At 54.6% G+C, this 10,327-nt stretch carries 9 protein-coding genes; 1 reads left to right on the top strand and 8 read right to left on the bottom strand.

The window, feature by feature from the left end:
• Positions 1–499 precede the first annotated feature (499 nt).
• From ACEVJL_RS16530 to ACEVJL_RS16495, 8 genes are all read right to left on the bottom strand, one after another.
• A complete protein-coding gene (locus ACEVJL_RS16530) occupies positions 500–1,603 on the bottom strand; it encodes a GerAB/ArcD/ProY family transporter (RefSeq protein WP_374738465.1) in 1,104 nt (367 codons plus the stop codon).
• Between the two features lie 646 nt (positions 1,604–2,249).
• Complete coding sequence (locus ACEVJL_RS16525; protein ID WP_374738464.1) at positions 2,250–3,374, bottom strand: Ger(x)C family spore germination C-terminal domain-containing protein; 1,125 nt, start codon at positions 3,372–3,374, stop codon at positions 2,250–2,252.
• Complete coding sequence (locus ACEVJL_RS16520) at positions 3,371–4,888, bottom strand: spore germination protein (protein ID WP_374738463.1); 1,518 nt, start codon at positions 4,886–4,888, stop codon at positions 3,371–3,373. Before ACEVJL_RS16520 ends, ACEVJL_RS16525 begins: the two co-directional genes overlap by 4 nt.
• A 96-nt stretch (positions 4,889–4,984) precedes the next feature.
• Complete coding sequence (locus tag ACEVJL_RS16515) at positions 4,985–5,698, bottom strand: ATP-binding protein (protein ID WP_235398745.1); 714 nt, start codon at positions 5,696–5,698, stop codon at positions 4,985–4,987.
• A 464-nt stretch (positions 5,699–6,162) separates the two neighbouring features.
• The gene (locus tag ACEVJL_RS16510; RefSeq protein WP_008982263.1) at positions 6,163–6,621 is read right to left on the bottom strand and encodes a nucleoside deaminase; all 459 of its coding nucleotides are present in this window, start codon (positions 6,619–6,621) and stop codon (positions 6,163–6,165) included.
• A 5-nt stretch (positions 6,622–6,626) separates the two neighbouring features.
• Positions 6,627–7,226, bottom strand: coding sequence for a helix-turn-helix domain-containing protein (locus tag ACEVJL_RS16505; protein ID WP_302667146.1), 600 nt, complete (start codon positions 7,224–7,226; stop codon positions 6,627–6,629).
• A gap of 954 nt (positions 7,227–8,180) precedes the next feature.
• The gene (locus ACEVJL_RS16500; RefSeq protein ID WP_374738462.1) at positions 8,181–8,786 is read right to left on the bottom strand and encodes a recombinase family protein; all 606 of its coding nucleotides are present in this window, start codon (positions 8,784–8,786) and stop codon (positions 8,181–8,183) included.
• Positions 8,787–9,086: 300 nt separating this feature from the next.
• Positions 9,087–9,758, bottom strand: coding sequence for a hypothetical protein (locus tag ACEVJL_RS16495; RefSeq protein ID WP_235398153.1), 672 nt, complete (start codon positions 9,756–9,758; stop codon positions 9,087–9,089).
• A gap of 273 nt (positions 9,759–10,031) precedes the next feature.
• Here ACEVJL_RS16495 and ACEVJL_RS16490 point away from each other — a divergent pair, with 273 nt between their 5' ends.
• Positions 10,032–10,286 carry a helix-turn-helix domain-containing protein gene (locus tag ACEVJL_RS16490; RefSeq protein ID WP_374738461.1) on the top strand — a complete coding sequence of 85 codons (255 nt, stop codon included), beginning with the start codon at positions 10,032–10,034 and terminating at the stop codon, positions 10,284–10,286.
• Positions 10,287–10,327 lie beyond the last annotated feature (41 nt).

The following is a 10,327-nucleotide window of genomic DNA, read 5'->3' as shown; positions in this document are numbered from 1 at the left end:
AAAACTAGCTTCAAAGAAATTTAACGATTGTCCTTCAAGCTAAGCTTGTTTGAACAACCAAATCCAATTTGGTGCTTCGTGTTTGTCACGTTGTTTAATTTACAAGGTACACACCGCTTTGCAGCGGTGGGAGTTCATTTTACCACACCGTTTTGACCTTGTCAAGAGCTTTTTTAAAGTTTTTTCAAACTTTTTCAGCTCTCAGGTCAGCCCGGCGGGCTTCTCCCTTATTGGCCGCCCTCGCAGGCGACTTGATTAGTTTACCATATCTCAGTTCGCTTGTCAAGAACTTTTTTCGCACCGTCAGGTGGTTTTTGTTCTCTCATTCAAGTTCGCTTTTGATTTGGAAAACCTCGCTCAGCTCAGGGATTTGTCCCCTGCGTCGAGCGCTTGCTTATAATATCAGACTGCCCCCGGATTGTCAACTGTTTTTTTCAATTTTTTTCATCTTTTTTCCTGGATGAAAAATAGCAACAAGATGTTCCCTTTTTCCTGGTTTTCACCCACAAGATGTGCCTTTATGACCGCTTCTTTTTGCCAACGCAGCTGCGACTGCTCCAAACACAGGAAGGGCGACACCTAAAATCAGGTTCCCTACCAATACAATACCCCGTCCGGCAGCCTCCGCTCCCACCCCATCGGGAAAGGCGGCCATACTAATAATTATCGCAGGGAGAACGGCGGCTGTTACCACCGTTTTCTGCTCCGCTTTCTTCCATACCGTTCGGGCCATTTCCCAAAGGGCAAACAGGATCACCCCAAGCAGAGCCAGATCGCCAAAGATCCATAGCGCGGACACAATGCTCTCCACCCGCTGGAAGGCTCCCTCCACCCCCACGCTCTTGGCCAGGGCAAAAAAGGGGCTGTGGAGGCGCTGGGCCAGAGATTCGCCCAGATTGCCCACCACCACCAGCTGCTCCAGAGACAACAGCAGGCAGCCTACGCCGCTCCAAATGAGCCAGTCCCGTCTGGAATGTTTGGCGGGTTCTGTGTTTCCTAATAAGAAGGCAGCAAACATGCCCCACCCCAACACACCGCAGGCAGGCAAAACACCACTGGCTACCGGCAGGGCGTCCTGCCACCACAGAGGAAGCAGATGCTCCGGCCGCACCTGAAACAGCGCCAGGCCCAGCACCACCGCCGCAGCCGTCAGCACCACGGCCAGTAGTACCTGTCCAGCCCGGGCAAAGGCAGCCAGCTTTCCCCGGGCCATCCACAGCGCCAGCAGGGCGGCCACCGGCAGGTAAAACCACAAAGAGCCGTCCCGCTCCCCCGAGGCCAGCAGACGCTGGGCACACAGGCGCAGGCGGAGGGCCAGGAGGAATTCCCCCCATACCATATATAAAAGTAAAATCCCCCGGCCAACGATGGGACCAAACCCGGCGCGGATGATCTGAGGCAGTCCATCCCGCCGCCAAGCCGCATGGGAGAGCACCCAGCCCACCGCCGCCAACACCGGAAAGGCCAGCAGCGTGGTAAGCCAGGCTGCCTTGCCCGCCCAGGGCAGGGTGACGGCCGGGAGCAGCTCCGCCGCTGGAGCAAGCAGAGAGGCCCACAGCAGGGCGCACAGCTGGGTTTGGGAGATGGTTTGGCGGTGTTGCATGGTGGTTCTCCTTTGGGTTGTTCATTTATTCCAGGGATTCCGCCCTGCGGGGCGGGTTCCTTTTTGTTTGCCCAAAAAGGAACCAAAAATGCCCCGGGGGTTACGTTCCGATGAACACCTCGCCCAACGGCGGGTGCTCATAGTCTCTCACCCCCGGACCCCCAGCTACGGGGGACGCCTGCCAGGGAGATTGGTCATGACCTCCCGGCGGGCAAAGACAAGATCTGTGATACCACTTGCCTCGGCCCACCAGGGCCTACAAAATATAAATTTAGTAGATGTGCAGTTGAAATAACACCGCCTACTCCGGCATAACCGTGGCAGCCGAGCAATCGATGACGGCCGCACCAAACAGGTAGGAATGCACCAGGCGGTGTGCGGATAGAACTACTTGCTCACAAAATTTCGATGGCAGGAAGGCCCTGTGGCCTGAGAATAGAAGGAAAACAGAACTTGATTTTGCCCGCCGGAAATTACGCACAAACCAAAGTGACCCACCCCCGTAAACAGGGGGACCGGGGGAAAGGTGACTATGAGCGCCCGCTCCTCGTAGGCGCTCATCGGAACCGTCCCCCGGCGATTCTTTCGTGCCTTTCTGATCGTTCAGAAAGGCACATCGTCTCCTCCACAGGGCGGCCCCCTTCTCTCACGACTCCTCCATAAATAACAATCTGGTAAGTGAAGTCTCCACCGACACCTGCACCGGCAGTGACGGAAACATCTCCGGCCACTGCTCCAACAGCTTTTCTCCCCGGGCAGGATCAGCCATAGCCAGCCGTTGTCCCAGGCCTACACAGTCCGCGCCCCAGCTCTGGAGCCGCTCCAGGGCCTGGGTGAGGCGCCGCTGCTGACGGCTGTCCACCGCCTGCTTCACCTGCTCCAGATCCTCCTGGCTGAGTTCGCCCTCCACCTCGGCCACCTCGGCCGTTACCCGGCAGTTCAGGTCCACAGCGGTGAGCTGCCCATTCTCCATCTTGGGCGTACACACCAGGGCGGATCCGGTCACCCGCACTACCACCCGACCCTGGGACAGTGGGACCTCCAACACATCGGAGGGTGCCTGGTTGACCAGCAGTTCCAATCCCTTGGCGCTCTCTCCCTCCAGATAGCCTACCAGCGCTCCGTCCTTTAATACCGCATACCCGGCCTCCAGCAGGGCGGTCTGGCCCTCCTGGTCGGTCTCCTGGACGCGGAGAGCGGGCAGATAGGCGCTGCCCCGCTCCAGCAGATCGGAGAATACCTCCCCGGCCGTGCGGCTGGCTCCCGCTGCACCCATCTCGCTGTCCGTTTGCAGGGTGGACAGGCGGTTTTCCACGCCGCTCTCGCCCCCAGCCTGTACCGCCTGGGCGGCGGTTCCGCCCCGCACCACCCACAGCTGCACGCCCAGTCCCAGCTGGGCGTCCTGGGCAAAGTAGTCCAGCACCGGCCACACGCCGCGTTGGGACAACTCCTCCCCCAGCAGCAGCTGGTCCACATAGCCGTAAAACACATAACTGTCGCTGAGGCCCTGCATGGCCAGGCAGGCGGCACTGAGGGACTCCCTCTGGGCAGAAAGGACCAGGGAGGGCTGGCTCTCCCCCTGAAGGCCATAGGCCCGCTTCCCGGTGGACACGGTGACCTCCACCTGATAGTCCCCCTCCCCTGCGTCCACCCCCATGGTGCGCAGCAGGGCCATATCCCCCATCTCCCGGGCGTAGGGCAGCAGGGTGGCGCTGCACCCACTGAGCAGCAGCATCCCGGCCAGAGCCAGGGCGGTCAACGTCACTCTCACCGCTGATTCCTCCGATTTTTGGTATTCTTGGCCCCGTCCCGCCACTTCATCCGGGGCAGAGGCAGACGCAGCAGACTGGGATGGCCCCGGGGCTGTCCCGCCCCGTTGGTAAAGGGAGCCAGATAGGGCACCCCGAAGGTCTCCAATCCCGCCAGATGGTAAATGAGGGCGGCGCATCCCGCCGCCAGGCCGAACAGTCCGCCGATGCTGGCAGCAATGGCCAGCAGAAAGCGCCACAGCCGCAGAGCGGAGGCAAAGTCCTGGGAGGGCATGGTATACCCCGCCACCCCCGCAATGGCCACAGCGATGAGCACCGCCGGGGAGACAATATGGGCCTCCACCGCCGCGTTGCCCACCACCAAACCGCCCAGAATGGACACCGTGGCCCCGATGGGGCTGGGCAGGCGCAACCCCGCCTCCTGGAGCACCTCAAAGGCCAGCAGCATGATAAGCACCTCAAACACCGTGGAAAAGGGCACCTCCTGCTTGGCGGCGGCAATGGACAGGGCCAGCTTCACCGGGATGGCCTCCGGGTGAAAGGTGACCAGGGCGATATACAACCCCGGCACCAGCACCGTGATGACGGCGCAGAACCACCGGATGAGGTTCAGGGCAGAGGCCGTCATCCAGTGAAACGCCCGGTCCTGCCCCGTCTTGAAGAACTGGTCGATGGTGCCCGGCAGCAGCCAGGCGAAGGGCAGCCCGTCGGCCATCACCCCTACCCGCCCCTCCAGCAGCCCCTGACAGAATCGGTCGGGCCGCTGGGTGTAGGGCATCATGGGGAAGGGGGTGTTCAGGTGGTCGGTGAGGTACTCCTCAATGTTGCCCGCCGCCTCCACCCCGTCGATGTCGATGTCCTGCAAGCGGCGCTTGACCTGGGCCACCGTGTCCGGGTCGGCGATGCCGTCCAGATAGAGGATATCCACCTGGGTGCGGGACTGCCGCCCCACGATCTCCTCCTCGATTTTCAGCTGGGTGGCCTTTAAATGGCGGCGGACCATGGAGGTGTTGGTGCGGATGGCCTCCACAAAGGACTCCCGCACCCCCTTGAGGGCAGGCTCGTTGGCTGGCTCCCCCACCCCCCGCTTCTCCTCTGTGACCACCGGGAAGGTGAGGGCCTGACTTTTCCCGGGAAAGAAAATCACACAGCTGCCCGCCACCAGGTCGTCGGCCACCTGGTCCAAGGTCTCCCGCACCAGGGCGGCCAGGTTATAGAGGGCTCCGTAGCGCAGGCGCTTGAACACCTCGTCCATGGGCACCCGGCTTAAAGCGTCGTCCTGGGCCAGAGGGCGCAGGATATAGTCGCTCAGGCGCTCGTTGCGGGTCATGCCCAGCAGGTAACAGATGGTCACCATCCGCTCCCGGTCCCCGTGGAGGTAGACCTCCCGCTTCATAAAGTCGGCGCAGCCTTGAAACACCGCCTCTAAATTCTCCAGGGTAAGAGGACGGTCATACCGGGGCTCCCGCCGTGGGTGGGGACCGGTGTCCGGGGCTTTGGGCTGAAATGTGGCCATGGAACCCCTCCTTTCCCGGCTAGTGTTTGCCCGGAGGGGAAGAATTATGCAAAAAACCGCCCCGGCTGTGCCGGGACGGTTTTCTACTTCTCTATTTTAAAGTTCCTCCAAGATCTCACCATTGGTAGAGATGGTCACCACCTGCCAGGGGATCATCTTGCCGCTGGCCTGGAGCGCCTTCTTCACCGCCAGCTCAATGCCGCCGCAGCAGGGCACCTCCATACGCACCACGGTGACGCTCTTCACCTCGTTGCGCATCAGGATCTCGGTGAGCTTCTCGCTGTAATCCACGCTGTCCAGCTTGGGGCAGCCCACCAGGGTCACGTGGCCGCGTATGAAGCGCTGGTGGAAGTTGGCGTAGGCGTAGGCGGTACAGTCGGCGGCCACCAGCAGGCGGCAGTCCTGGAAGTAAGGGGCCATGGGGTTGACCAGCTTGATCTGCACCGGCCATTGGCTGAGCTGGCTCACCGGCTCTCCCTGGGCCGCCGGAGCCGCAGCAGGCGCCGCGGCAGGGCGCAGGGTCTTGGCCATCTCCCCGGGGCAGCCGCAGGCCAGAGGCTCCTGGGCCTTTTTCGCCGCCTGAGCGGCCTTCACTGCCGCCTCGTCGTAGGCGGGTGCCTCCCGCATCTCAAAGGTGATGGCTCCGGTGGGGCAGGCAGGCAGACAGTCGCCCAGCCCGTCGCAGTAGTCCTCCCGGGTCAGCTTGGCCACCCCGTCCACCATCTGGATGGCACCCTCGTGGCAGGCGGCGGCACAGGCCCCGCAGCCGTTGCACTTGCTCTCGTCAATGTGAATGATCTTACGGATCATAAAACTTCCTCCTCAACGTTTTCTTTTCTCAGGATGACCCTATTCTACTCCCCAGCAGGGCAAAAGTCTGTTGTAGCTACAACAAATCAAAAAATTTCTCTGGGCATAGCAAAACCCGGACGCCGCTCCAAAGCGTCCGGGTCTTACCATTGAAAAAGAGGATTAAAATGAAACGAACTGTCTCTTGCAAGTGTTATCCTAGCAAAGAGTTGTTACAAAAACAGCCCCAAAGTATTACATAAGTTTTAAATCTCCATGGACAATTTGTGACTTTTCCAAACAAGCTGAAAAAGCACCGAACAGCCGGCGCATCTACGCCGGCTGTTCGGTTGAATTGGAGGATAGAATGAAAAGAAAATGCTCTTGCCTTGCGAGTATCATTCTATCTGCTCATTGTGAACAAAGCTAGCTAAAGTTGTTACAAAAGCTTTAAATCCGCGGGCAAAATCCGGTTTTTCCTCTACTCAGTTTTCCCCATCCTCCCGCAGGTCCAGGAAAAAGTCCTGGAGGATCTTCTGACACTGTGGCTCCAGAGGTCCCCGATAGATCCGGGGGTGGTGGTTAAAGCGCTCCTCAAACAGGTTGAGCACCGACGAGCAGCACCCCGCCTTTTCATCCCGGGCACCGTAGCGCACCGTCTCAATGCGCGAGTTGATGATACCTCCGGCGCACATGGGGCAGGGCTCCAGGGTGACGTACAGAGTGCACCCGTGGAGCCGCCAGCTGCCCAGACGGGCGCAGGCATCCCGGATGGCCTCCAGCTCGGCGTGGGCGGTGGCGTCGCCGTGTTCCTCCCGGCGGTTGCGCCCCTCTCCCACGATTTTTCCGTCCTTGACGATGACGCATCCCACCGGCACGTCCCCGTGCTCTGCTGCCTGGGCGGCCAGCTCCAGGGCGCGGGCCATATAGTCCTTGTGGTCCATGGTATTTAGCCCTCCCGGCGGTTATTTTGCTCTCCCATCAGGCGGATAGTCTGGGAAATGAGTTCCCGCTGCTCCCGGGAGAGGGAGCGGTAGGTCTCTACCAACGCTTTTTCTTCCTTACTAATGTGCATCGGCGGTTCCGGTTCATTGGTCAAACCCAGCAAATAATCGGTACTAACATGAAAATAGTCTGCAATGCCCACAATGACTCGACAGGGCATTTCGTTTTTCTCCGTTAGGTAATTGCTCATTTTAGCCGGTGTGATCCCAATATGTTTTGCCAACTTCTTTTGTGTCACGTCCCGGTCTGTCACCAGCATTTTTGCTCTGGCCCCAAAGCCCATGGTAATCACCTCTGGGGTCAGTATCTCAATTTCGATAACAGGTTTTCTTAAAATCAAGAAATCGGTAATTTTTATTTTTATATCACATATTTCGACAAATTTCAAATATCGAATCTTGTATGCTCTTATTGAGAGGAACTCTGGTCCACCACAAGGCCCATTCCGCCCTGCGGGGCGTCCTACTTTGCCCACGGCGGCAAAGTAGGCAAAACGCCGCCGGGGGACGGCTCCGATGAGCGCCTTCGCGCAGCGGGCGCTCATAGTCACCTCTCCCCGGACCCCAATTTACGGGAGCGTGCCCCTTTGGTCGTTTGGTCCGTTCCGGCGGCCTAAATTTTGACCGTGCATTCTCCTACTCTCGGGCCACCAGGCCCTGCTGCCATCAAAATTTGCAAGCCGCTGCTCCGATCCCACACCGCCTCCTGCTTCCCTACCTGTTGAGTGCGGCGCGGCGGAGGTCGGGCGGACGATGGGCCTTCACTTTGTGACGGCAGCCACTGCACCTTGACAAGGGAATAGGGAACATGGCGCAAATCTATTGCCCAGCTGCCACGGCTATGCCAGAGTAGGCGGTGTCCGTACAGCGCAGATACTTAATCGGGGTCCCCGCCAAAGCCCAGCGAAGCGGGTTTGGTGGGGAGAGGAGGCGCAAGGAAGCGACATGACGGATGCCTACGCTTGGGCGTCCGGAATAGAGCGGACTTTGCGACGACGAAGGGGCCAGTGCCCCCGAGGCAAGAAGAATCAACCTGTCCTGATTTTGCCCGCCGGATAAAACTGCCCAGCCCTTAGGAGGGCGTCCCCCGCAAACGGGGGTCTGGGGGCAATGACTGTGAGCGCCCGCTCCGCGAAGGCGCTCACCGGAAGCAGCCCCCAGGGCATTTTTAGTTCCTTTTTGGGCAAACAAAAAGGAACCCGCCCCGCAGGGCGGAACCCTCCAAAACCAAAAAATAAGCGCCGTCCAAATGGACGGCGCTTATAATGCAGTTTGTTAGATCACAAATTACTTGTGGTCAACAGAGTACATGTGCTTGATCAGCTCCAGAACCTTGTTGGAGTAGCCGATCTCGTTAATTTCCAAGGCAGTGTTAATTTTCACCCAAATACCAAGTGTTACAGCACTTTTTCAATAGGTTAGCCTTAAAAAATTACAAAAGTCTATTACAGAAATCTAGGAATTTATTATCTAACTGAGCACAGTTTATTCCAATGGAACTATTTCTTCATCATTCCAGCTAATTTATAAAAGCTGGTGCGTTTTGTACCTGTCCGCTCCATCGCTTCCTTTGCCGTGATTTCTCCAGCTTTCCAAGCGAAATAAACTTCATTCCAATTAGCAGGAAACGCTAATGCAGGACGGCCTAACTTTACTCCCTTTGCCTTTGCCGCTGCAATTCCCTCCGCTTGTCTCTGGTGTGTTGTCTCCCGCTCTTGCTCTGCAATCGTTCCTAGGACTTCAATCAGAATATTATTGACCATCTCAAAAACCCATTCTTGTCCCTCAGGCAAGTCCATCATGGTTGTAGGAAGTTCGATAATCTTTAAGCGAATCCGGTTATCTTTAAAGTATTGCAGTTCGTTTTTTATATCACGTTTATTTCTGCTCAATCTATCCAGTGACTTTACGACAAGAGTATCACCAGGGCGCAGAATAGCATTTTTAAGGGCCTGGTAGCCTGTCCGTTCCAAGTTCTTGCCAGATTCTTTATCCGTGATAATTTCCCGCTCCTGTGCTCCAAGAGCTTTAAAGGCAGCTATTTGGCGATCTAAGTTTTGTTCCTTACTGGATACTCTAGCATAGTAATAAGTACGGCTTTCCATCTCTGCACCCCTTCCCTAACTATCCGTATTCTATCATATGTATCCGCAAAAGTCAATTCAATTTACGAACATATCCGCAAATTAAATCACAAGTTTTTTGAACATCTGTGGAAGGGGGTTTTCTTGTGTTCGTAAAGGTACACTTTTATAAATATATTGTTGTTTCTGTCATACCAAAAAATACTCTGCTCCAATTGCTTTTGCAACCTCTTCTCCATTGATTATCTCAAAAGTTATACTGCAATATAAAAACCGCCCTGCTTCATTTATAAAACAGAGCGGTTTAGTTGCATGATATGGTTATTCTTCGAAAATATAATCTAAATCACTTATATAATCTCTGGCCTCATTCTTGTAATCGTTTATGGTGTTCTTCATTTGCTCAAAACTTCCTGTTGGATTTTGGCAGAAATCAAAAAAAGAACTTGTTGTTGTGTAATACCCTTTAAGATTAGGATAATGTTCATAATCTGAATATTTATCACTAAGTTCTTTCATCTGTTCTTTTGCAGTGTTTAATGCTGTTTGAACTTCATCCACTTTCCCATTTAATTTGTAAGAATATATAACAACCCAAACACAAGTTGAGAACAGTTCATCTTCCTTCATTTTAAATAAAACACTATCCCTGTTATAGTATTTCGTTTTATCCTCCTCTGCTACTGTGTCCCAATTTTCCCCAACAATAGAAGTCGCATATATGTACCCTATACCTTTTTTTATATCCTCTTCACTTAAATTAAGCTGTTGAGAGAGATAATGTGCTCCGTCACTAAGTAGCTCATCTTCTTCAAAAATTCCTATTCTCCACGCCTCATAAAGATCTGAACCAAATTGTTCTGTAATATCATAGGCGATATCAATACTATCATAGGCCGATTTTGATACTTCAAACGCTTTTTTTGTTCCACTACAAGCAGTGAGTGAAATACAAACAGAAACGGCTAAACAGAATAAAAAGAATCTTTTCATTTTTCTTTCCCCAAATTACTTGATTTTTTCAAAATACGCGATAATTCCATAGTAGAAAGAACTCTGGTGCGCATAAGTCATACATACAAGCCGATAGTCCGGATTAGCATCCAAGAACTTATTTAGGTCATCTTCAGCAAATGATGTCATTTTACCTGGAAATCTCATTACAAATCTATCTTTCATAGCTCTCTTCCTCTCTTTATTTTAATATCCAAATGGATATCTAATCCTCATTTTTACACAAACTTAGTGTAATGTCAAGATAACCAAATGGGTATAAATCAAAGAGGTGTTGATGTGGCTCATTACCGAAGAATTCGTGAATTGAGGGAAGATCACGACTTAACGCAGAGACAACTTGCCAATTATTTAAATATGCCACAGCCCCAGTATTTTCGCTATGAGCAAGGTTATAGGGATATTCCAACCGATATCCTTATTGCTTTAGTGCATACGGCGGTGGCCAGCGGCCACGGTTGCGGAGCTCAGCGGCCGCTGTGCGGCCTAACGGCCACCCCAATATAGACAGCTAATTGAAGTAGTTCGGAAATTCTCCATAATGATGG

The sequence above is a fragment of the Flintibacter porci genome, from assembly GCF_041925195.1.
Taxonomy (GTDB): Bacteria; Bacillota; Clostridia; order Oscillospirales; family Oscillospiraceae; genus Lawsonibacter; species Lawsonibacter porci.
This window is presented reverse-complemented; position numbering and strand designations above follow the sequence as displayed.